The organism is Wolbachia endosymbiont (group A) of Sympetrum striolatum (genome assembly GCF_947250715.1).
Taxonomy (GTDB): Bacteria; Pseudomonadota; Alphaproteobacteria; order Rickettsiales; family Anaplasmataceae; genus Wolbachia.
The window spans coordinates 1336481-1359803 of the sequence record NZ_OX366342.1 but is presented as its reverse complement, the minus strand read 5'-3'; the positions used below and the strand labels follow the sequence as shown (position 1 = coordinate 1359803).

24 protein-coding genes and 2 pseudogenes are annotated in these 23323 nt (G+C 34.3%); 18 read left to right on the top strand and 8 right to left on the bottom strand.

The window, feature by feature from the left end:
- Window positions 1–80 precede the first annotated feature (80 nt).
- The 3 genes from OOK87_RS06650 to purE form a co-directional block, all read right to left on the bottom strand.
- Complete coding sequence (locus tag OOK87_RS06650; protein ID WP_264688401.1) at window positions 81–236, bottom strand: hypothetical protein; 156 nt, start codon at window positions 234–236, stop codon at window positions 81–83.
- Between the two features lie 369 nt (window positions 237–605).
- Entirely contained in the window at window positions 606–2465 is a 1860-nt protein-coding gene (mutL, locus tag OOK87_RS06645; RefSeq protein ID WP_264688400.1) for a DNA mismatch repair endonuclease MutL, read from the bottom strand.
- 7 nt (window positions 2466–2472) lie between these two features.
- Window positions 2473–2964, bottom strand: a complete 492-nt coding sequence (gene purE / locus OOK87_RS06640) for a 5-(carboxyamino)imidazole ribonucleotide mutase (protein ID WP_253307285.1) — start codon at window positions 2962–2964, stop codon at window positions 2473–2475.
- 435 nt (window positions 2965–3399) lie between these two features.
- Here purE and OOK87_RS06635 point away from each other — a divergent pair, with 435 nt between their 5' ends.
- From OOK87_RS06635 to OOK87_RS06590, 10 genes are all read left to right on the top strand, one after another.
- Window positions 3400–3696 carry a helix-turn-helix domain-containing protein gene (locus OOK87_RS06635; RefSeq protein WP_253310011.1) on the top strand — a complete coding sequence of 99 codons (297 nt, stop codon included), beginning with the start codon at window positions 3400–3402 and terminating at the stop codon, window positions 3694–3696.
- Window positions 3697–3756: 60 nt separating this feature from the next.
- Complete coding sequence (gene rpoZ, locus OOK87_RS06630; protein ID WP_253307286.1) at window positions 3757–4173, top strand: DNA-directed RNA polymerase subunit omega; 417 nt, start codon at window positions 3757–3759, stop codon at window positions 4171–4173.
- Window positions 4174–4201: 28 nt separating this feature from the next.
- A complete protein-coding gene (locus OOK87_RS06625) occupies window positions 4202–4447 on the top strand; it encodes a monovalent cation/H+ antiporter complex subunit F (protein WP_082860906.1) in 246 nt (81 codons plus the stop codon).
- Between the two features lie 6 nt (window positions 4448–4453).
- Window positions 4454–4741, top strand: a complete 288-nt coding sequence (mnhG, locus tag OOK87_RS06620) for a monovalent cation/H(+) antiporter subunit G (RefSeq protein WP_096617042.1) — start codon at window positions 4454–4456, stop codon at window positions 4739–4741.
- Window position 4742: 1 nt separating this feature from the next.
- Window positions 4743–5270, top strand: a complete 528-nt coding sequence (locus OOK87_RS06615) for a DUF4040 domain-containing protein (RefSeq protein ID WP_264688399.1) — start codon at window positions 4743–4745, stop codon at window positions 5268–5270.
- Window positions 5263–5682 carry a Na(+)/H(+) antiporter subunit B gene (locus tag OOK87_RS06610; protein WP_164224942.1) on the top strand — a complete coding sequence of 140 codons (420 nt, stop codon included), beginning with the start codon at window positions 5263–5265 and terminating at the stop codon, window positions 5680–5682. The genes OOK87_RS06615 and OOK87_RS06610 overlap by 8 nt, the downstream gene beginning before the upstream one ends.
- Window positions 5679–6005: a cation:proton antiporter subunit C gene (locus OOK87_RS06605; RefSeq protein ID WP_253307288.1), complete on the top strand. Its 327-nt coding sequence runs from the start codon at window positions 5679–5681 to the stop codon at window positions 6003–6005. The genes OOK87_RS06610 and OOK87_RS06605 overlap by 4 nt, the downstream gene beginning before the upstream one ends.
- A gap of 123 nt (window positions 6006–6128) precedes the next feature.
- On the top strand, window positions 6129–8072 hold the full coding sequence (gene rpoD, locus OOK87_RS06600) for an RNA polymerase sigma factor RpoD (RefSeq protein WP_264688398.1): 1944 nt from the start codon (window positions 6129–6131) through the stop codon (window positions 8070–8072).
- A 207-nt stretch (window positions 8073–8279) separates the two neighbouring features.
- Entirely contained in the window at window positions 8280–9260 is a 981-nt protein-coding gene (locus OOK87_RS06595) for an SGNH/GDSL hydrolase family protein (RefSeq protein ID WP_264688397.1), read from the top strand.
- 52 nt (window positions 9261–9312) lie between these two features.
- The gene (locus OOK87_RS06590) at window positions 9313–9480 is read left to right on the top strand and encodes a hypothetical protein (protein WP_187297384.1); all 168 of its coding nucleotides are present in this window, start codon (window positions 9313–9315) and stop codon (window positions 9478–9480) included.
- 128 nt (window positions 9481–9608) lie between these two features.
- Here OOK87_RS06590 and OOK87_RS06585 read toward each other — a convergent pair whose 3' ends face one another.
- Window positions 9609–11009: a hypothetical protein gene (locus OOK87_RS06585; RefSeq protein WP_264688396.1), complete on the bottom strand. Its 1401-nt coding sequence runs from the start codon at window positions 11007–11009 to the stop codon at window positions 9609–9611.
- 990 nt (window positions 11010–11999) lie between these two features.
- Here OOK87_RS06585 and OOK87_RS06580 point away from each other — a divergent pair.
- From OOK87_RS06580 to OOK87_RS06570, 3 genes and pseudogenes are all read left to right on the top strand, one after another.
- On the top strand, window positions 12000–13025 hold the full coding sequence (locus OOK87_RS06580) for an extracellular solute-binding protein (protein ID WP_264688395.1): 1026 nt from the start codon (window positions 12000–12002) through the stop codon (window positions 13023–13025).
- Between the two features lie 203 nt (window positions 13026–13228).
- Window positions 13229–14125 (top strand): aspartate carbamoyltransferase catalytic subunit, encoded by an 897-nt coding sequence (locus tag OOK87_RS06575; RefSeq protein ID WP_264688394.1) that lies wholly within the window; start codon window positions 13229–13231, stop codon window positions 14123–14125.
- A 325-nt stretch (window positions 14126–14450) separates the two neighbouring features.
- A pseudogene (locus tag OOK87_RS06570) lies at window positions 14451–14603 on the top strand (IS4 family transposase); the annotation flags it as partial.
- Between the two features lie 121 nt (window positions 14604–14724).
- On the opposite strand, the gene rho reads toward OOK87_RS06570, so the two are convergent.
- The gene (rho, locus tag OOK87_RS06565; RefSeq protein WP_264328936.1) at window positions 14725–16128 is read right to left on the bottom strand and encodes a transcription termination factor Rho; all 1404 of its coding nucleotides are present in this window, start codon (window positions 16126–16128) and stop codon (window positions 14725–14727) included.
- A gap of 192 nt (window positions 16129–16320) precedes the next feature.
- The gene (locus tag OOK87_RS06560; RefSeq protein ID WP_064124724.1) at window positions 16321–16929 is read right to left on the bottom strand and encodes a cell cycle transcriptional regulator TrcR; all 609 of its coding nucleotides are present in this window, start codon (window positions 16927–16929) and stop codon (window positions 16321–16323) included.
- 337 nt (window positions 16930–17266) lie between these two features.
- Between OOK87_RS06560 and OOK87_RS06555 the strand changes: the two genes are divergently transcribed.
- The 5 genes from OOK87_RS06555 (at window position 17267) to trpS (ending at window position 22417) form a co-directional block, all read left to right on the top strand.
- Window positions 17267–19075 carry a peptidylprolyl isomerase gene (locus OOK87_RS06555; RefSeq protein WP_253307257.1) on the top strand — a complete coding sequence of 603 codons (1809 nt, stop codon included), beginning with the start codon at window positions 17267–17269 and terminating at the stop codon, window positions 19073–19075.
- Window positions 19076–19451: 376 nt separating this feature from the next.
- Complete coding sequence (gene rpsP, locus OOK87_RS06550; RefSeq protein ID WP_253307256.1) at window positions 19452–19772, top strand: 30S ribosomal protein S16; 321 nt, start codon at window positions 19452–19454, stop codon at window positions 19770–19772.
- Between the two features lie 11 nt (window positions 19773–19783).
- Window positions 19784–20770 carry a polyprenyl synthetase family protein gene (locus OOK87_RS06545; RefSeq protein WP_253307255.1) on the top strand — a complete coding sequence of 329 codons (987 nt, stop codon included), beginning with the start codon at window positions 19784–19786 and terminating at the stop codon, window positions 20768–20770.
- A gap of 61 nt (window positions 20771–20831) precedes the next feature.
- Complete coding sequence (locus OOK87_RS06540) at window positions 20832–21401, top strand: nucleotide exchange factor GrpE (RefSeq protein WP_253307254.1); 570 nt, start codon at window positions 20832–20834, stop codon at window positions 21399–21401.
- 17 nt (window positions 21402–21418) lie between these two features.
- A complete protein-coding gene (gene trpS, locus OOK87_RS06535; protein WP_264688393.1) occupies window positions 21419–22417 on the top strand; it encodes a tryptophan--tRNA ligase in 999 nt (332 codons plus the stop codon).
- 86 nt (window positions 22418–22503) lie between these two features.
- On the opposite strand, the pseudogene OOK87_RS06530 reads toward trpS, so the two are convergent.
- Window positions 22504–22712: pseudogene (locus OOK87_RS06530) on the bottom strand (IS256 family transposase); the annotation flags it as partial.
- 10 nt (window positions 22713–22722) lie between these two features.
- A complete protein-coding gene (locus tag OOK87_RS06525; RefSeq protein ID WP_253307252.1) occupies window positions 22723–23238 on the bottom strand; it encodes a gamma carbonic anhydrase family protein in 516 nt (171 codons plus the stop codon).
- Between the last annotated feature and the right edge of the window lie 85 nt (window positions 23239–23323).

Genomic DNA, 23323 nt, shown 5'->3' with positions numbered 1-23323 from the left:
ACCCAAAATTTCAAAAAGCAAAGCTTTTTATGTTAAACTGCATCCACTGCGCAATCCCATAACTGTACAAACATTGTAATTTATCTCCATCTAGGAAAGGGTGTCATCCCAGTGCCCAGACACTGGGATCTAGTTTTCCATAAATGGTGCATTTTAACATAACTTTTATACTTGATAAAATTCCTGGATTCCAGCATCAAGTGCTGGAATGACACCTCTCTTTGAGCTATAAACATTAAGAAATTTACCAAATGAAAAAAAAGGCAAAAGAAGCCCCGAGTAGCGAGTTTTGACTCTATATTACTGTAAGTGGCGCTGTAATAATGTGCTAACGCTTAAAATAAGCGCGATTTGGCTGAATGTAGAAAAAATAAAAAAGACATGCAGCCGCTATAATTTTATGTAATCCGCCAATAAATACCCTAAGTTTTTTACTGAATTTTGTCATTGAGCCTGCAGGTCAAAAACAAGTTTTGAGTCATAAATACCCTTATTGTCATGATAAGGGAGCTGGCGGAGTTTGTCAAGTCGTTTTTCGTTTAATCCGTTTCTATGAGCTACTTGGATGACGAGGAAAGAGCACTTACATATTTATGGCAACCTCATTACCTGCGCTCAAACAGTTTTTCAATATCACTGAGTTTCATTTCTATATAAGTTGGTCTTCCGTGGTTGCATTGCCCGGAATATGGAGTTTTTTCCATTTGTCTCAGCAGCTCATTCATCTCCTCTAACCTCATTTTCCTGCCTGCTCTAATTGATCCATGACAAGCGATAGTAGCCAATATCTTGTTCACTTTGTCTTCTACTGGCAATGTATCTTCTATTTCCGTTAATCTACCCACTATATTAATTAGCATCTCTTTCACATCTATTGCTCCCAAAATTGCAGGGATTTCTTTTACTATCACTTTATTCTCTGATTTGATTTCAATATCAAAACCCATTTCAAATAACTTATCTTTATAGATTTCAATCATCTCCATTCCAGCTTGATTTTTGATTTCAACCGTTTCAGGAAGAAGTAGTTTTTGTCTTTTTATACTTGATTTTTGTTTTAGGCATTCATATACTAATCTCTCGTGGGCTGCATGCTGATCAACTATAATCAATTTGTCTCTTACCTCGGCAATAATGTAAGTATTATAGACCTGACAGCGTGCAAACCCGAGCGGGTGGCTCTCTATCAAATCAACTTGCTCTAACACCTTTTTTTCTAGAACCATAATTTCCGCTTGTGATGGGGATTTCTGTATGCCGGTATAATCAAACGATTTTGACTGTTCTGATAAGCCTTTTGCTTTTTCATTTGGAGAAGCAAATTCTTTTATTAGTTGATTTTCAAAAGGACTTGGCCTTCTTTCATAAAATTCATTTTGAACATCAGATTTATCAAAAGGATCTGATAATGAACCTTTCAAAAAACCCTCTATTGTATTAGTAGTTTTCTGGTCACTAGCTGGAATGACATCAAAGGTGCCTATCCTTCTTGACAATGCTTTGATTAATCCTCTTGTCACTATCTCATATATGAGCTTCTTATTCTGAAACCTTACTTCTGACTTATTTGGATGCACATTTACATCTACTTGATCATAAGGTATCTCTAAATGTAACGCTGCAAAAGGATACCTATCGCTTGGAATAAAATCATGATATGCATACCTAACCGCACCAATAAGTAAATTATCTTTAATTGGCCTTCCATTAACAAATGTATAGATCTGAGTTGACTTACCACGATTGACGGTTGGCTTACAGATGTGTCCCGTAAGTTTGATGCCGTCTTCTTCTTCATTGACCTCCAAAGAATTGCCCTGAAATTCTTCTTCTACTTCACACAATCTATGAAATAACGAAGTCTGCTTAGCGTATTTTAAGAGCTTTTTATTACCTGAAGTGAGAGTAAACCCTATATGATAGTTAACCATTGCTAGGTTGTTTACAATATCAACAATGCTTTGAGTTTCTGCTCTTTCGGTTTTTAGAAATTTTAGTCTATTTGGGGTAGCGAAAAACAAATCTCGTACTTCAATATGTGTCCCTTGTGATAAAGAGTAAGGAGTTAGCTCCCCCATCTTTTCTCCACCCTCATAACTTATAGACCATGCTTCACTTGCTCCGCTTGCTTTAGACGATAATTTTATCCTACTTACTGCTGCTATTGAAGGCAGAGCTTCTCCTCTAAAGCCAAGATGCTTGATTTCTATCAACTCACTATCGCTCAATTTTGAAGTAGCATGGCGCATAAACGCAAGTTCTAAATCGTTTTTTTCTACTCCGTTACCATCATCTGTCACAATAATAAGGTTACGCCCACCACTTTCTATTTTGATCTCTATTTCTAAACTTCCAGCATCTATTGCATTTTCCACTAATTCCTTTACTACACTTGCTGGCCTTTCTATCACCTCCCACGCTGCTATACGGTTTATGGTTTTTGTGTCTAGAAGGATTATTGCCATAGATTTATTATGAAACTGGTTTTTCTTTTACTTCTTTGGTCTGTCTCTCTCTCCACTTTTTTAACCTACCTGCAATTTCACTGTTGGAAATTGACAATATAGATACGGCGGTAATGGCAGCATTATATGCTCCATTTTCTCCTATAGACATGGTTGCAACTGGAACACCCTTTGGCATTTGAACTATAGAGAGTAGACTGTCCAGCCCATTTAATTGTTTACTATGCACAGGAACGCCGATAACTGGTAAACAAGTTAATGACGCAACCATACCAGGTAAATGAGCTGCACCTCCTGCACCAGCTATAATAACCTTGAAACCTTCTTCTTGTGCAGATTTAGCAAAATTGAAGAGCCTTTCTGGTGTTCTATGTGCAGATATTATGAATATGTCATGTGAAACTTCTAATGCTTTTAGCATATCGACGGTATGGACCATAGTGGTGTAATCTGACTCACTTCCCATAATAACAGCAACATCTTTTTTTATTTTTGTCATATTCAACACAATTTTACTTACTAACTAAATAGTGTTCCAGCTAAAAAGCAACAAATATTTAAGTTATATTATAAATATAGTATATAGAATTCTCGTTAAAATAGAAATTTTAAAAATTTAAATAAATATCTATGTTAAGATATAGAGATATAAACTTCTTATGTAAGATAAATTTATAAAATAATTATTTTTGTATTTCAAGCTTTGTAATTTTAGCTTGTTCTTTCTGTAAATGATTTTTTCAGAGAGGCTGATGGTAAAATGGTAATTTAAAATTACTAGAAATTTGATTGAAATATTAATATACAATCAACTTAAAGTTTTAAATTTGATATCATATAATTATTGACAAGTTATATGATATTAATATCTTGGTATATTAAATATTATGCTATAATATTTAATAAAGTTAATTGATATGTGAGTGTAAGAATTATGGAAATAATATCGTTAAATAACTTAGACAGTGCAGCAATAAAAACAAAGTTGCTTTATATAATAAATAAAATTATAGAAAAAAATGCTTGGACTCAGGCTTTTGCAGCTGAGAAACTTGGTATTGATCAGCCAAAGGTATCACAAATTAAAAATGGTAAAATAGATGGTTTTTCTTTAGAGCGATTGTTAGGATTTCTAAAAAAACTTGATCATGAAATCACAATCACGATGACAGAAAGCCAAGAAATAAAATCTGAGGCAGAAAAAGTAAAACATGAAGTTGAATCGCAATAGATACAAAGTTGACAACTTGTTTTTTGTGATATAGTATAAAACTTATTAAGGTAGTATCTTATGGCTGAGTCTATTGTAGAAAAGTGTACAGAACAGGTAAGTAACCGTTTCAAATTGGTTCTATTGGCAAGTCAAAGAACACATGATTTAAATACAGGAGCAAGTAATCCAGTTCAAACAGTTCAGTTTAAAGACCATAAAAACACCATAGTTTCCTTATATGAAATAGCAGAAAAACAGGTGGATACTCATGAGCTATTTAACCTTTTGGTAGGTAGATGCAAGGAGTACATGAAAGGAAATATGAATAATGTTTACAGCAGTAATACAAGTAAGCTAGCGAATTTATTAAATTTTTCTGATGGTCAATTTAACACAGATCTTGATGCAAGTCAAGAAAGCCAAGATTATGAAGTGGATGGTGAAATAGATGATGAAATAAATGATCAAGATGGCGATGAAGAAGTATCCGTTTAGAAATCTACTGAAGTTACATAGTCTTTAAATGCTTCACATTGCTATCTATACACTGTTGTTCTGTATGAGTATAATGTTGTGCCGCATAGTGTCTAAGTCAAGTGATGTGTACAATAAGGTTTTAGCGTTCAATAATTTCTCAACGCAAGTAGTTGTACTCATAACAGCAATATCAATCATTCTGAATAATTTTTTTTTAATAGATATAGCATTGTTGTATGCTAGCGTTAGCTTTATATCAACTATAGCACTAATGAGATTAATGTTGTTTTAATAATTTATGATAGGATCCGTTCTTATATTTTTAGGCATTTGTTCAGTAATCATTTCAAGTGTGGGAGTAATTAGATTTCCTGATTTCTATACTAGGTTACATGCAGCAGGTATTACAGATTCTAGCGGTGCAACGCTATTGTTAATTGGTTTTGCTTTGCAGAATGGATTTTCAATCAATACTGTTAAAATAATATTATTAATTCTTATAATATGGGTAGCTAGCTCAACTAATGGCTATATTTTAGCGCGCACTTATTATAAAGTTAAGAAAAAAACTGTTAAAGAAGGTTAAGGTGTTAGAAATATTAAATGTAGTGCTACTTTTGTTGTTACTAACAGTTACGGTTTTTATAGTCTTCTCGCGACATTTAGTCGTAAGTGCTGTTCTAATGTGTGTATTTAGTTCACTTATTGCGCTTATATACTTAATTATGAATGCACCTGATGTTGCAATTACTGAAGCTTCTGTTGGTGCGGGGCTCAGTACGATTTTTACGTTTGCAGCACTCTCCTTGATAAAGAATCATAAAGTAAATCTATCTCATAACCCTATAACGCTTTTTTTTATGTTATTTCTGGCTGTATGTTTGTCATATTTTATGATTCAATTGCCAGATTTTGGCAGCCACAATGCTCCGATCCACTTGCATGTTGCTCCTTATTATGTGGAAAATACCGAAAAAGCTACCGGTATTCCTAATATAGTGACAGCTGTTTTGGCAAGCTTTCGTGGTTATGACACGTTTGGAGAAACTATAGTAGTTTTTACTGCTGCGCTTTGTATAACGTTGATATTAAAAGAAGAAAAAGACAATGATTAAAGATCCGATATTAAATGCAGTAACATTTTTGATGATACCTTTTATCATTTTATTTGGTTTATACATACAATTTCACGGTGATTACACTCCGGGTGGAGGTTTTCAAGCAGGAATAATTATTGCCTCCGGGATAATATTATATTCAATGCTATTTGGTGTATCTACAACTCTAAAAGCAATACCTTATTCTGTGATTAGATTGACTAACGTGTTAGGTATTTTAATTTATGGAGGAACGGGCGTTGCAACAACTTTACTTGGCCAAAATTTTTTATCTTATGATATCTTGTCAGCCAATAATAGAACCGGTCAAAAATTGGGTATTTTTTTGGTGGAATTAGGTGTAGCATTTACTGTCTGCTCCTCTATGTTAATTATATATATGAATTTTGCTCGTAGGAAAAAACAATGACTTTATATAATTATACGATTATTATTGTATTAATGGTGCTAGGTTTATATATTATTATAAACGATAAAAATTTAATCAAGAAAATGATAGGGGTAAGCGTCTTCCAAGCATCTGTTTTGTTGTTTTACATATCTCTAGGATATATAAAAAGTTCTTTGCCTCCTATATTGGTTTCAAATTTTTATTCATATAGCAATCCTATACCTCATGTTTTAATGCTTACTGCTATAGTGGTTGGAATTGCAACATTTTCAGTTGGATTGTCCATAGCAGTAAAAATGGAAGAAAAGTATGGAACAATTGATCAAGACAAGTGTACATAAATTAACAGTATCTTAAACTATATGAAGTAACGAATAGCCACAAGTTAAAAGTAAAATTATAGACTTGCTCGTTGTAAGTTTATTTGTTAATAAGAAATAAAATTATAAACTATAAAGGTAATGATGTCAACTATTAATGATGCAGAAGATAAGAAAAAAGTTATCAGAGATCTTGTAACTAAAAGTATAAAAAAAGGTGGTTTTGTCACCTTTGATGATATAAATGATAAATTATCAGATGAAAATTTTTCGTCTGATTTTATAGATGATGCTATATCTTTATTGCAGGATTCCGGAATTAATGTGCTTGAAAGTAGCGAAGATGAAGAAGATATTCCTTCCAACAGTGATGATAGTAAACTTGATGATGATGACACATCGCCAAATATTACTGCAACTTTAGTACAAAATGATGATCCAGTGAGGATTTATTTACAAGACATGAGCTCTGTAAAGCTTTTGTCAAGGGCAGATGAAATCGAGATAGCAAAAAAAATTGAATCTGAAAAGCATAACATGTTACGTGCAATAATTGAAACATCAGTAACATTAAAGGTGATAAAAGTATGGCGTGATGATTTAAGTAGTGGAGCTCTCTTACTGAGAGAAATTATAGATCTGGATGCAATTTATAACTCTGACTTTAATGTGGTACCCAAAGAAGAGAGTGAAGAAAGTGCTGAAGATGTTGAGGATTCTGAGGATGTTTCTGAAGATGCTGAGTACTGTAGTGATGATGAGAAAGATAGTAAAAAAAGTGATGATGAGAAAGACGGTGATAATGAAGATATAAATTCAGCGAATTTAAATGTTTCTATTCTTGAAATGGAAAGTGACTTATTGCCAAAGGTCATAGTTGCATTGGATGAGATAATTACTTTAACAAATGAAGCATTGGTATTAAGAAAAAATTCTAAAGATTCCTCTGATGAACTAGAGAATTTATATAGTCAAATATGGTCTATAGCATTACAAATTAAGTTAAGTGATGCTGCTGTTGCCAGAATTACACAAGAACTTTATAAGATAAATAGATCCATCACGCTTGAAGAGGCTAATCTTATTGCTGAGGCTAGAAAATACGATATCGATAGAGAAAGTTTCTATAAAGTTTATGATGACGTGCTTTTAAAGCACGAATTGAAAAAGATAATTCTTTTAAAGATCAATGAAAATCAGTCCTCTTTTACAGGTGAATTAAAAAACAAATTTTTAAGGTTTATAGACGATAACTCTGAACATATAGCTAGTACTTTGAACGGTATTAAGCAGCATATACAGGAAGATAACGTGCAAGAATTTAAGGAGCTAATCAGGAGAATACAAAAACACGAACGAGAAGTCTCTGAAGCAAAGCAAGAGATGATTAAGGCTAACTTAAGGCTAGTAGTTTCCATTGCTAAGAAGTATTCAAAAAGAGGCCTTGATCTGCTTGATTTGATACAAGAAGGCAATATTGGTCTTATGAAGGCCGTGGATAAGTTTGATTACAAACGTGGATATAAATTTTCAACTTATGGCACTTGGTGGGTAAGACAATCAATCACTAGGGCAATACCTGAGCAGTCTAAAGTAGTTAGAATACCAGTTCATATGGTAGAAGTTATCAGTAAAATCAACAGAGCATTAAGAAAAATGACTCATGAGATGGGAAGAGAGCCGACGTTAGAGGAATTAAGTGTAGAACTGACAATGCCACTGGAAAGAATACGCAAAGTTATGAAAATAGCAAGGGACCCAGTAAGTCTTGAAGCTCCAACAGGAAAGGATGATAGTAGTACCTTCGGTGATTGTATAGAAGATAAGCGAGTCTCCAGACCAGAGGATGCTGCAATACTTGCTGACTTGCGTGGCATTACAACCAATGTTCTTGCAACTTTAACACCAAAGGAAGAAAGAATTCTAAGAATGCGTTTTGGCCTTGGTAAAGATGGGAAGGAGCATACCTTAGAAGAAGTAGGAAAAATTTTTAATGTAACACGTGAGAGAATTAGGCAAATAGAGGCAAAAGCACTGCGCAAGTTGAAACATCCAAGCCGCGCTAGAAAACTTAGAGGGTTCTTTTAAGTATACGTGTCAAGTTAAGAAGAAGCTGATTTTGCCCGGAAAAAGTGGAGAAAAAGTCAGAGCGTTTTTAAAATAAAACGTTTTTTCAAAAAGGTATGATATGAAGGAAATGCACAATAAAGTTTAAAATGGGGGTTGTAAAAAAGTTGCACCGCTATTTTTTTTTATGAATCTAATGAAACAACATGCTAATCTACGGTAAATATTATGACAAATAAAAATGACAATTCTAATTCAAAGTATAGAAATTTTTATGTTCTGGGTGATAGTTTATCCGATAATGGCGCAATCATTGGAATTTTAAATAACTTATCCTTTGCAAAAAGCGTAAAGTTTTATGACCCTTTTTATCAAGGAGGATCTTTTAGCAATGGCGCCACTGCTGTTGAATATGTAGCAAAATATTTAGATTTAGACGAATTTAAACCTGGGTGGAGTTATTCATTTTTTGGGAAATGCCACGAACAGCAAGGTCAAAACTATGCAGTTTCATGTGCAACAGCATCTGAAATTTTTGACCCTATTTTTTATTATTTCTTCAATAAATTTCGTTTAGCTAACCAGCTAGATGCGGTAATTAAACATCATCCAGATATAGGTAAAGAAGATTTATTTTGCATCATAATCGGCGGAAATGATGTTATGGTTGCCACTGCTTATGACGATACTAAAGCGGAAGAAGTGTTGGAACAAGCAGTGAGTGAAATATGTAATGCACTTAAGGTTCTAAATGAACATGGTGTTAAGCATGTAGTTGTTGCAAACGCACCTGAAGTTGGCTCAATACCAGCTTTTAATAGAGATGAAGAAGCAAGGGAACTAGCTACGAAGCTCACAGAGAGTTTCAATGCAAAATTGGCTAATGGCTTAGATTATATGAAGAAAAGTACAAATCTTGAAATAAAAGCATTTGATCTTAACTCTAAAATGAAAAGTATGCTTAGCGAATACAAGAGCAAAGGTTTAAATTGTCAAGATGCATGCACATCGAACATTGCAGACCAAATTGGGAGATTTAAAGAAAATATAAAAATACTCTTAAAGTTGATATTTAAAGGGGAACTTGACGTTCACTATAACCCTGGGTGTAGCGAAGAAACACTAAAGGATTATTTCTTTTTTGATTATTTCCATCCAACTGCAGAACTTCATCATGAAGTTGGTAATGAAGTGTATGAGTTGATTTGACACAGTTTTTTGAACATTCCCTAGATCCCAGTGTCCCTATGATGTCATCCCAGTGCTTGACACTGGGAACCAGAAAAGTTTGCTTGTTCACAAGCAAACTAGCACAGAAAGTGATTACAACATTTTCGATGAGATTATATGGAAAACTGGATCCCAGTGTCTGGGCACTGGGATGACATCGTTTACTATGTGCCATATTGCAATGTTCGTACAGCTGTGAGTCACGCACTTTGCTTCAATATTTGCACATTAGCCACTCCTCTGAACAGATACAGTCAGTTTAGCTATAACTTCCTAAGTTTGCTCACAATCTCTTGACTTGACCATATGTTTTTTTCCCAAATGTTACTATCTTCCTCCTTTTCCTTTCTCAATTTGTGCAACCATTTCCTTAACACTTACTTGTGTGGAAGGAGGATTTTTGCTGACATGAGATTTTGGATCAGATTTTGCTGTTATGTGTTTCGTTGCAGATCTTTTATTCTCTGTTAGAAATGAATGAGATTGTTTTTTCTTCACACCGATATCCGCTTGTGCTGCTGGGGTAGTTTTGCTTTCAGCAAGCCGTACATTAGCATTTCCTTTTGCTTGATTTTGCTCAAATTTTTCTTTTAATGCCTTTACTTTACTGCCCATCTCGCGATTAGCTCCTCCTTTCATAGTAGCTGCTGCTACTTTTGGTATCGCCTTACCAGCAGCTTTTTGTGCTGATTTCCTATTGTCTTGATTTTCAGATTTTAGTGGTACTGTAGGTTTACTTTCAGCTGATTTTTTAAGAATTACTTCTACTACTTTTGGCTCTGTGCTTACTTTTTGATCAGCACGGCTTAGATTTTTAGGCTTTGGCGGTACTGCAGGTTTATCTTTGACTACCACTTTCGATTCTTGTCTAACTTCTTGACCAGTAGTAAACATTTTTTTTGGCACTTGCGATGCTCTTGGTGGTTTTGGTAGTACGAGGGATTGAGGTTGTTGTTTCTGCTTACGTTTTCTTTTTGCCTCTATATGTTCTTTAGAAACTGTTGCATAAATTGGCTCTTCTTTGGGCGATTTTGAACTCTGCGAATTTTCTATTAAAATTTTACTCTTCTTCTCTTGATAATGTGATATGTCTTCATATTCATGCTCTTCATTTAATAAACTTCCATAGCCTAAATCTTCTCTCTGCTCATATAAAGGATTTTCCTTTTGCTTTTTCTCTTGATAATGTGATATGTCTTCATATTCATGCTCTTCATTTAATGAACTTCCATAGCCTGAATCTCCTGCTTGTAGATCATATAAAGGATTTTCTTCTTGCTTTGACGCTGTTCTATCCTCTAAGTTCACTCCATACAATCTATGTTCCTCCTGATTTTTTTTACTTTGCTCTAAATCTGAAATTTTCTTTAAAACATTTAGGTATTCGAATGTTATTTTTTCAGCAAGACTGGGCAATTTATCATTAGCAAAATTTCTTATATCGTTATCCTGAATTGAAGCATCTTTTCCCAAGATTTTATTAAATGTTTCCTTGAATATTCCAAAAAAACCTGATGGCTTTTTGTTCACCGGTTCTATATAATTATTCAAGTCACTACATATAACAAACTTAGCTACATCTTCTGCCTTATCTGTAAAACTCTCTAATGTCTGGGATAAATCTCTCACTGTTTTATTATATTGTTCACCAATATTTTTCAGCTTTATAGCTTCTATCAAGGAGTCGAGATTTTTTTTATAGTTCTCACTTTTAAATGGATCATTCATACTAATTACAGCTCATTATTTATTAAAATATAGATCTAAAATATTAAGATCTAGTAAATATTACTTTTGTAATTCATGTAGAACTATAGCTATAATAAGTAATACGTCATACCGCCGCGGTATCTCTTAGCCGCTAACACGTAGCGGGATGACGAATATACCGCCAAGAACCGTCATACCGCCGCGGTATCTCCTTAGCATAGATCCCGCTAACAAGTAGCGGGATGACGAATTACTTAACCGTCATACCGCGATTCATTCGCGGTATCTCTTAGCATAGATCCCGCTAACAAGCAGCGGGATGACGAAGTTATTGTCATGCCACCGCGAACCGCCATACCGCCGCAGACCGTCATCCCGCTAACACGTAGCGGGATGACGGTTGTCGTTTAGCCATAAATATTTAAGAAATTTACCAAACGAAAAAAAAGGCAAAAGAGGCCCTGGTCATTGTCTATTTTCTGTATTGGCGTTTTTTTAAGTCTTAAACACTGCAATTTAGCTGCTTTTAAGTGCAGCTCACCTTAGTTCAAATGTTTAAGAAATTTACTAAGCAGAAAAAAAGACAAAAGAAACCCCGTGTTAGCTAGTTATCACTCTCTAATCCTGCAAATTGGCGTACTATACTGTCTTAAACGCTTTATAAGCGCGTTTCATCTTGTGTAGGTAAAAACCTAGAATGTTGTGAAGACATAAGGTGCACATAGTGCAAAAAATTAAAAATAAGACGCCAACTACGTTGTTTTTTTGCTGTTTAATCTGCACAGATGAAGATAACTGAATACCTTTAGTTTCATGATAAGGGGGCTGACGGAGTTTGTCAAGTAGGTTTTATGGCCTAGCGTCACGCGCTGGAATGACAATTTCGATTATTTCATACATTGACTTCGGTAAATCCAAATTATATTAGCTACATCTAACGAATTTTACACTTGCTAAGATTGCGCTATTTGAGTATCTTTAACTGAAAGAAGTTATTTTTTATCCAATATGAAAAAAGCCTTTATATTCACATCCTTAATAGCAGTTGTATTAATAGTCATTACTTTTTTGTATAAAAACAGCGGAACTGACAATTCACAAGTAGTGAATGTCTATTCATCGCGCAAAGAAGAATTAGTACGTACTTTATTTGATGAATTTACAAAAAATACAGGCATTAAAGTACGTTACATCATTGATGATTATTCTCAGCTACTTTCACGCATGGAAAATGGCGGTGAAGCTGACTTGCTTTTAACTGCAGATGCAGTGAACCTGATTTTGGCAAAAAAAAGAGGGCTTTTATCTCAAGTGGATTCAGAGATTTTAAAAAGTGTTATACCTGCAAAATTTAGAGATAGTGAAGATTATTGGTTTGGCCTTACAAAAAGAACCAGAATATTAGTTTATAATAAAGAGTCAGTAAATCCTAAAAACTTAAGTACTTATGAAGATTTAGCAAATGAAAAATGGAAAGGAAAAATATTAGTGCGTTCTTCTACAAGTCCATATAACCGGTCATTCATTGCTTTTATGATTGCAAATAATGGTTTTGAAAAGACGAAAGAATGGGTAAGTGGAATTGTGAGTAATATGGCAAGAAAACCAAGTGGTGGTGATACTGACCAAATTTATGCTGTAGCTGCTGGTGAAGGAGATGTTGCAATAGTAAATAGTTATTACTTTGCAAGAATTCTTTCATCAGAAAATAAAAAGAATGTTATAGACAAGCTAGGGGCTTTTTTTCCTAATCGAAATGATCACGGCGTAATGGTAAACATCAGTGGTGCAGCAGTAACAAAAAACGCAAAAAACAGGGAAAATGCTATAGTCTTATTGGAATTTTTAGTAAGCAAGCAGGCTCAAGAGCTATACGCTAAAAAAAACCAAGAATACCCTGTTATTGAAGGCGTTGAAACTTCCGATATACTAAAGTCTTGGGGAAATTATCCACAAAGTGATTTACCTCTAAGTGAACTTGAGAAGCATCTTCTTGAGGCTGTTATAATAGCGGATGAGTATAAGTGGAAGTAATCCCCAGTGCCACTGAACACTGGGATGAAAGATTTATGCTAATGTACCTTACTCTTGACTCGCTGAACTTTTTCTTCCTTCTAACTTAATTTTGACTTTAGTATCTTTTTCTGTTCTTTCACCAAAACAATTGCTGCACAAGAGGTCTATTGAAAAACAATAATAAGAAAGTAGAATAGGTTCAAGTAGTTGAAAAGGAAACTATGCACAAGAGAAGGAATTTGTTAAACATCTCAGACCTTACAGTCGATGATGTAGAAAATATAACTAAGTTGGCTAACCAGTACCTTAAAAAAGAAGCTGCAAATAGTCATATCTTGGAAAATAAGACAGTAATAAATTTATTCTTTGAAGATTCAACGCGTACACTTGCGTCTTTTGAAATAGCAGCAAAAAGCCTTGGAGCAAATGTTGTAACTTTGCCAATAAGATCTTCTTCTATTAACAAGGGAGAAGATCTAAAAGACATGATCAAAACATTAAATGCAATGAATCCTGACTATATAATAATCAGGCAAAAAAATAGCGGTATTGTTAATATGCTGGCTAAGAATGTTAGCTGCTCGCTAATCAACGCAGGCGATGGAAGCAGTGAACACCCAACTCAAGCTCTTGCAGATTATCTTGTAATCAGCAGTCATAAAAAGCAAATAAAGGATCTCAAAGTTGTGATATGTGGAGATATTCTGCACAGCAGAGTTGCAAGGTCAAATATAAGGTTGCTAAAAATGTTTGGAGCAGAGATAAGCTTGGTCGCACCACCAACTTTGATTTGTAAGCATTTTCCTGAAGTAGATTCAGTCCATTATTCATTAATTGAAGGTATAAAGGATGCTGATGTAATCATGCTTTTAAGACTGCAGAAAGAGCGCATGAATAATAGTTGTTTTGTTCCTTCAGAGAAAGAATATTTTCATTTGTATGGACTTGATTCACAAAAGCTATCATACGCAAAACCAGATGTGATTGTTATGCACCCAGGGCCAATAAATAGAGGGATTGAGATTAGCAGCGATGTAGCAGATTGTGTTATTTTACAGCAAGTAGAATTTGGATTGGCAATACGTAAGGCAGTGCTGCACTATTATAGGCCTTGTTAATATTAAAAGATGCTACACAACTAATGCGAAAGAAGGGTTTTTTCATGAAATGACGAGAATGGTTTGAGAATGGCCATTAAGATGTTAAGGCCGAGGATATAGTGTGGAAGTTTTTACGAAAGCCTGAAGTCAATCAACAACCTTGCAGAACGGCAAATTAGACGGCTATCGTAAAAACAGCTTTTTCACCTGGTTGGAACGTGGGGAAAGGTTCGTGGAAGAATGTTGTCGATATTTTTGACATCACGTCTCAATGGCCAAAATCCCTTCCAAAAGTTACGACTGCTTAGTTCTTTATTCATTCTCACAATCCGTGAACGGTTACTTGTTTTTAGCGTTAAGCAGCAAAATTAATAATTTGAGAATTTTCCTGAAAAAACTTACCACAAACTGGTCACAATTTTCTGTGAAAGACAGATATAGAAAGACTAGAGTATCCACCTTAAGTTCATTGAATTTTCTTACCTTTGCTTCTTAACTTGACGCGTATAGTTTATTTAACGCTCCCTAAGTTCGCCATTGCCTGAACGGATACAATTATTTTAACTATAAAAGCGTTTTACTTTTTGCTCAGCATATCCATCATAACTGGCTTACTTTTAGTGATTCATGGAGTTAAAAAAGTCAGCATTGCTCTTTGTTAAAAGTAGTTTGTCACGTAAAAATTCCATTGCTTCAACAGATCCCATAGGATTGAGTATTCTACGCAACACCCATATTTTATTTAGTATAGCCTTATCAACTAATAGCTCTTCCTTCCTTGTTCCGGATTTTGTAATGTCAATAGCTGGAAATATACGTTTATCAGAAAGTTTTCTATCAAGTATAATCTCAGCGTTTCCTGTACCTTTAAACTCTTCAAAAATAACCTCATCCATTTTTGAACCAGTGTCTATAAGAGCTGTAGCAATGATTGTCAAAGAACCACCATTTTCAATATTACGAGCCGCTCCAAAAAAACGCTTGGGTCTCTGCAGTGCATTTGAATCCACACCACCAGTTAGAACTTTCCCAGACGAAGGAATAACAGCGTTATAAGCACGTGCAAGTCTAGTAATATTGTCAAGTAGGATTACCACATCTTTTTTATGCTCAACCATTCTTTTAGCTTTTTCTATTACTATTTCAGCAAGCTGTACGTGACGGTAAGCAGGCTCATCAAACGTAGAACTCACTACCTCACCTTTTACAGAACGTATCATATCTGTTACTTCTTCAGGTCTTTCATCTATAAGTAACACTATTAATTCTATTTCAGGGTGATTTATAGCTATAGAGTTAGCCATTTGCTGAAGCAATACAGTTTTTCCTGTGCGAGGTGGAGCAACTACTAACGCTCTTTGCCCTTTTCCAAGAGGAGCTACTATATCTATAGCACGCATGCTTAAGCCTTTTTTATCATCACCACTATTACACTCAAGTACTATGCTTTCCTCAGGATAAAGAGGAAGCAAATTATCAAAATGGACGTACTTTCTTAATTCACTGACTTCAGTAGAGTTTATACTTTGAACCTTAGTTAAAGTAAAATATCTTTCTTTATCACCAGGTGGCCTTATTTCTCCACATGCCATATCTCCTGTACGTAAATTAAACTTCTTTATTTGCCCGTTAGAAATATAAACATCATCGGTACTTGGAGCATAATTTGCACTTGCTGAACGTAAGAAACCGAAACCATCAGGCAATATTTCCACTATTCCACTCCCTGTGGTTATGCCTCCTTCTTCGCTCATTTTCTTCATTAAGCTGAATATCATTTCCTGCTTTAGCATTCTACCATTGCTTTTACCGTTAGTTGAAATTTTTCTTTCTTCAGCTAACTCTAACAATTCTTCTGCTGTTTTCTCTTTTAATTCGCTCAGATCTAATGTTTTTCTGTTTTTCTCAGTACCTTCATTGACCATCTGTTTTACTGTATCGTTATTGTGAATTTGCTCACTTTTTTCAGGTTGAGCTGTAACCTTTCCTTTTGCCAAAACATCTTCATTGATTGTTGTCATAATCCTCCAAAAATTTTAATTGATGCTTACTAACCTAAAATGTGACTATAAGATAATAAATTAGGCTGAGCTAGTTTTAGTGCGTATTAAGCTTAATTATTATTAAACCCCGTACTTTACTTACATTATACTAATAAACACTAGCAAGTCAAGTTAATTTAATGTTAACAAAGCACAAAAATTTGAGGATTTTCAATAGCTATTCTTTATATTTTTTAACCTTTCTTGCTTCTCTTCTTCTACTTTTGCTTTTTCCACTTCTGCTTCTAAATTTTCTTGACTACATAAGCCAAGTAGTACAGGATCTTGGGGTTTTATATTTTGCATGTTATGATGAGATCCATCTCTTACTTGCTCAACTGTGTAATTTGTTGTACTAATTAATTTAGCTATAACGTTATTATCCAAGATAGGAAATTTTTTTACTAAATAATAAATCGCATCAGGTTTATCTCTACGCCTTGCCGTAGAGGCAAAGCCAAGAATGCTACCAATCGCTTTACTCCTTTTTTTTATATTTTTTATAATCAAATTTGGTACACGGTTTGAATTTTTTTTGCAATCATCGATTTCTTTTTCAGTAATTACCCCAGAAATAATAGGGTTATATTTTTCAACTTCTATTTCCTCATCAGCTATGTCTTGTACTTCTTCAAGGGCCAACCTACAGCATTGTGCTATTTGATTAAAAGTTAAACCAGTGTTGTCTACTAACCAAGCAGCTATTTGCATTAGAAACTGTTTATTTCTATCGTTATTGCCCTTAGAAGATTCCATTGACATCAAAAAAGCATCTCCCATTTAAAGTATCCCTTACTGTTATACAGAGCTAAAATATAAGCTATTAAAACTAAAAAAGCATTAATTTTGTCATTCAATGACTTTTTGTTTGTCACTTCCCACCTCTTAAGTTAATTAAATGCGCTTACGTTTAAGCATATTTCAAACGATTCAAAAAAATATTTTCCCTTCTTAAGGTATAGTATAACTTAGTCAAACATATGTTTCTATTTAAGAAAAGAGTTAAATTTTAAGTTAATATATTGTAATATTATATATATTGGCTAATAAAGCAACAGGTTTACAAGAATTAAATTATCACTATTCTATAATTAACCATTAATTAACTGAGTTTGAAATGAATGTTAAAAATTTTTTCACTAAAGTAACCGTTGTCCTTTTAGCTTGCTTATTAGTCTTCATGGGAATTGGCAACCTTTTATCAGGTGATGATGAAAAAGAAGAGGTAGCTAGGGTTGGAAAAGAAGTTATAACGTCAGATGAGTATAAATCACTATATCAAAATTATGAAAAGCAAATTTCTGGATCTGATGCGAGTAGAGAACAAGTAAAAAAGCTGAAATATGATTTGCTTAACGCACTTATAGAGCAAAAACTATTGTTTAACCTAATTAGTGAGCTGGGGTTGACAGTTGGAGAAGAGTCTATAAAAAACCATATTAAAAATACCAAATACTTTCAAAATGATAAAGGCGAATTTGACAAAAATAAATTCCATGAAACGCTAAATGACCTGCATATGACAGAGAAAGAGTATATAGCAAAGCTAGAGAAAGTTCTGCCTGCAATGATGTTCATGACTTCGTTATTTAAAGATAATTATCCGGTAACTTTTGGCGAGAGAGTTGATGAGCAGATATACAAAAGTCGCTACCAAACTAGAGTGGTTGATATTGTTAAAATAACTGAAGATGCAGTTACAAACATTCCTGAACCAGATGATCAAGCATTACTTGATTTGTACGAAAGAAATAAATCCCATTTTTATTATCCTGAGTATCGAACTGCGCAATATATTTCCCTAGGCCAAAAGTATTTTGAAGATCAAATCAAGATCTCAGATGAAGAAGTTGATGGTATAATAGAACAACAGGAACTAAAAGATCAAAGAGATGTATTCAATGTAATATTTTCTACCAAAGAAGAAGCTGAGACAGCAAGAAGAGCATTTGAGGAGGGTAAAACAAGCTTTGAACAGATAGTAGGAGAGTTTGGCAAAGCAAAACTTGAGGAAACTAGAGTAAATAATATAACTAAGGATTTTTTACCAGAAGACGTGAGGGAAAAGGTATTTGCTCTCAAAGTAGGTGAAGTAAGTGAAGTTTTAGCAAGCAGTTTTGGTTGGCATATAATAAAAGTGGAAAGTGCGCATCAAATCTCTGATGAAGACTTAGTTGATTTAAAAAAAGACATAAAGTCAGTTCTAACTAACCAAAAGTCTTTTGAAAGAGTCAATGATTTCATAAACCAAGTGAACTATAAGATATACAATGGTTCAGAAATTGAAGAAATATTGAGTGAATATAATTTACCTATACAAACTATTGGTCCAGTAGATGCGAGTGGAAAAGATCAAAGCGGTAATAACGTAGGAGATTCTGGTGATTTGATTTCTTTCATTTTTTCGCGAGAAAAGGATCAGAAAGGTTATTTCAAGGGCGTTGGGGACGCTGTTGTTAGTGTAAAAATCATTGATATCGTTCCACCCAAATTGCAAAGTTTTGAAGAAGGCAGGGCATTAGCGGTAGAGCTTTGGTGTAGTGAGTTTATAAAAGAAAGAATGTTTAAAATTGGGCAAGAGGTTGCAGTTCAACTAAGAGAAAAAACAGATTTGGAAGAAATTCAAGGTGTGGAATTAGTTAAAGGTCAGCAGATGCAACGCAATGAAGTGGATCAACAAAACTACCCCTTTTCTTTTGTAGAAGAGATTTTCAATATGAAAACAACTGGTTCAGTGACAGACCCTATTCAATACAATAATGAAATTATAATAGGTGTTCTAAAAGAAATGCATTCATCAAATGGTAAATTAAACACGCTTGACACCGGAAAACGTGTGATGATATCGCTAAAAGAGCAATTAATTAGCTATCTGGAATCAAAGTATAAAGTCGAAGTTAATCACGCTATACTTGATGATATATAGTCAAAAATCTTATAAGTTGCTTCAAACGCATCCAGTGCCGAGACACACAACTGTACGAACATTGCGATTTGAGAGCAATCTTCACTAGGAAGGATGTCATCCCAGTCTGGGATCCAGGAATTTTATTAAGTATAAAAGTAGCCGTTTTATGTTAAAATACAACGTTTTAATGATTATGAAAAGGCTGGATTCCAGACTGGAATGACACCATTTGCTGTGCAATTTACCTTCAAAAATGAATGTTCGTATAGCTGTGCGCCCGGCGCTGCCCTACATTATTGGTAATTATATTATAAGGTGCAAAAGTTGTATAATTCATTTGACTTAAAACGGCTCATTGTATAAAATTGTGACTAATATATGAATAAAGGTTAACATGGTAGTTAAAATAAGGTTGGCAAGGTTTGGCGCAAAGAAACGCCCTTTTTATAGGATAGTTGTAGCTGATTCACGAGCACCAAGAGATGGGCGTTTTATTGAGAAAATAGGACAATATGATCCAATGTTACCAAAAGACAATAAAAATCGTGTTGTGGTGAAGGCTGATAGATTAAAACATTGGCTAAGCGTAGGCGCGCAAGCAACTGAAAGAGTACTATGGTTCATTAAAAAAGGCATAGTAACTTTAGAAACAGAACCAAAGAAAACAGAAAAGAAGAAAGTAGAGAACGAGAAAGCACAGGGACAAGAAGCATAAGTCTCTTTAAAATGCTAAATACTGATTTAACAAATAATGGTAAATTAGACGATGTCGTATCTTCTGATCTATCAGCTATGAAGGACTTTATCTTCAAAAATGTCAATGATGAAGGTGCTAAGCTTGCTACTGATATTATATCTCATCTTGTTAGTTCAGGTGGAAAAAAAATAAGGCCTAAACTAGTTTTTATTATATGTAAAATGCTAAACTATTCTGGGGAGGATAGGATCAACGTTGCTGCATCGGTAGAGTTTATACACAATGCTACTTTACTTCATGATGATGTGCTCGATGAAAGTGAGGCACGCCATGGAGTTAAAACAGCGAATAAGATTTGGGGAAATAAATCAAGCATTTTAGTTGGTGATCTATTGTTGACTCTAGCATTTAGATGGCTTATAGAGTGTGGAAATTTAAATATTCTCTCTATTTTATCTAAAGCATCGCATTTACTTGTGAAGGGTGAAATAAAGCAGATGACAACACGTTTTGACCCCCACACAGTCAGGGAAAATTATTTTGATATCATTGGAGAAAAGACAGCATCTTTATTTTCTGCATGCTGTGAAGCTGCATCTACAGTATCCGGTGCAACAAATGACGAAACAGAGAGGCTAAAGAATTTTGGTTTTAATTTTGGTATGGCATTTCAAATAGTTGATGATATGCTCGATTATACTGCTAATCAAGGCACTTCTGGAAAACAAGTCGGAAAAGACTTTTTCGAAGGTAAAGTCACCTTACCTGCTATTATAGCATACGAAAAGGGCAGTCCAGCAGAGCAAAAATTCTGGGAAAAATGCTTTTCTTCAGCTAGACACAATTTTGACCAAGCATTACACTATATTAATCACCATAATGCCATTCAGCTTTCTATGGAAAAAGCTAGATACTACATTAATATGGCACAAAATGATATTAGTACTTTTTCTGATTCTTTTTATAAAATTACTTTAATTGACTTTTTAAATGCGAGCATAGAAAGACAAATGTAGCTGGTGCTTGATATTTTCGAATTAATTGCTATATATTTATTAGATTCTTAAGGATAGTGATATGTCAGACAGCAGTAAAGAAAAAAAGAGGAAATTTGCCGATATGGTAAATAGGCAGAAAGGTGACGACCAACAAAGTGATAACCATAAGCAAACTGATGATTTAAATGAAGATCTCAATACATTAAAAGAACGTGCAGCTCAGCTTGAAGATCATTTACGCCGTGCTGTTGCAGATAATGAAAACGTCAAACGTATAATGCAAAAGCAAATTAGCGATGCAAGTGACTATGCAGTCACAAAATTTGCACGTGATATGATCGACTCGTGCGACAATTTAAAAAAAGTAATGGAAATTTTGAAAGACGGTGATCCTGTTCATGAGGGGATTAAAGTAGCTTATCAAAAAATTATAAATGATCTAAAAAAACATGGAATAGAGGAAGTAGATCCACTTGGTGAGCTTTTTGATAGTAATTTACACCAAGCTGTTGTGGAAAGAGAAGACAATGAAAAAGAGCCTGGCACTATTATAGAAGTACTACAGACTGGTTATACTATCAAAAATAGGTTGCTCCGTCCTGCAATGGTTATTCTTTCTAAGAAATCTGCTGATTGTGGAAGCGATTAGCATGAGGTAAATGTATAATGACAAGTATTGTCTTTTCAGGTATCCAGCCAAGTGGCGTACTACATTTAGGTAATTATCTTGGTGCAATCAAACAGTGGATAGACTTACAGCATAAATACAAATCTCTTTTTTGTATTGTCGACCTACATGCAATCACAGCAAATAAGCTTCCCGCAAGTGAATTAAAAAGTAATATTTTCAAAACAGCAGCAGCTTATATTGCATGTGGAATAGATCCAGAAAAGTCCATTATTTTTAATCAGTCCACGGTTAGTGGTCATGCAGAACTGGGCTGGCTGCTTGGGTGCTATACACCAATTGGTTGGCTTAATCGCATGACTCAATTTAAAGATAAAGCTGGCGGCGATAAACAAAAAGCCTCTCTTGGATTATATAGTTATCCAGTACTTATGGCTGCAGATATATTGTTGTATCAAACTAAATACGTTCCTGTTGGTGATGATCAAAAACAGCATTTGGAGCTTGCACGTGATATTGCATCAGCTTTTAACAATCATTATAAACTGGATTATTTCATCGTACCTGAAATCTTAACTTTGGATTGCACATCAAGAATAATGAGCTTAAGAGATGGCACAAGCAAGATGAGTAAATCTGACCCTTCAGAATATTCGTGCATTAACCTTGATGATACGGATGATTTAATTGTCAAAAAAATAGAAAAAGCAAAAACAGATTCAATTCTAGGCTTTGATTTTGCTACTTTAGAGTGCCGACCAGAAATAAGCAATTTGATAAACATTTATTCAGTGCTTAGTAATGTAAATGCGGAAAAAGTATGTGAAGAAGTGAACAAACATGACATGAAGCACTTCAAAAAAGAGTTAGCTGATTTAATTATCAGTGTTATATCACCCATACGTGAGAGAATGAATGATCTTTTAAAAGACCAATTCCATTTACGTGAAATATTAAAAAAAGGTACAAAGAAAGCAGCAGAAATTGCAACCCATAATATAAAAGAAATCAAGGATATTATTGGATTTGCTCAATAGACCTCTTGCATAACCTAAGGAATCAATTCAAAATTGTAAAAACAGGCAATAAGGAAATGTTCAAAAAAGTGTGTCAAACCGCATTTTTAACTCAACTCAATTTTCAATCTACCAGGAAAGAAAATATCAAGTTGAGATATAGTTAAAGCCCAATTAGGATAGTCCAATTTTGCTCTGCCTTTTTTATAGCACAATATACCTGTTTGTACAAGCTAGTAAATGAGCCCTTAGTTTTAGTGAATTTTCTAATCTGTCTATGCAGTCCCTCAATAGGGTTGGTAGTATAAATTAGCCTCACGCGAACTTTAATTTTTATATTCCTTCATTAGCATAATATAATTTTGTGCTGATTGTGTAATATGTTTAATTTCTTCATTCGACATTTTTTTGAAGAACTTTGCTGGCCTGCCAGCCCATATTTCCCCACTTTTTATTACTTTTCCATGTGTCACTAGCGAGCCAGCAGCTACCATAGCTTCAGGCTCCACAACTGCATGGTCCATCACGGTAGAGCCCATACCAATAAACGCTTTATCATGCACCATACATGCATGCAACATACAAAAATGTCCCACTGTTACCATATTGCCAATAGTTGTATCACCACCTGGGTTTCTATCCACATGAATTACCGTTCCATCTTGAATATTTGTTCCATCACCTATTTTTATTGATCCAACGTCCCCTCTGACCACACAATTAAACCAGATGCTCGCATCTTTTCCTATTTCAACCTTGCCTATGATATGCGAACCACCTGCGATGAAAGCACTTTCGTCTATTTTTGGTTCATAATCTTTGTATTTTAAAATGTGATACATATTAAGCCCACAGTTTTATGCATATGCTAACCAAAATAAGGTAGGCAGTAAATACATACTTAGATTCCAAGCTACTTGGGTGACA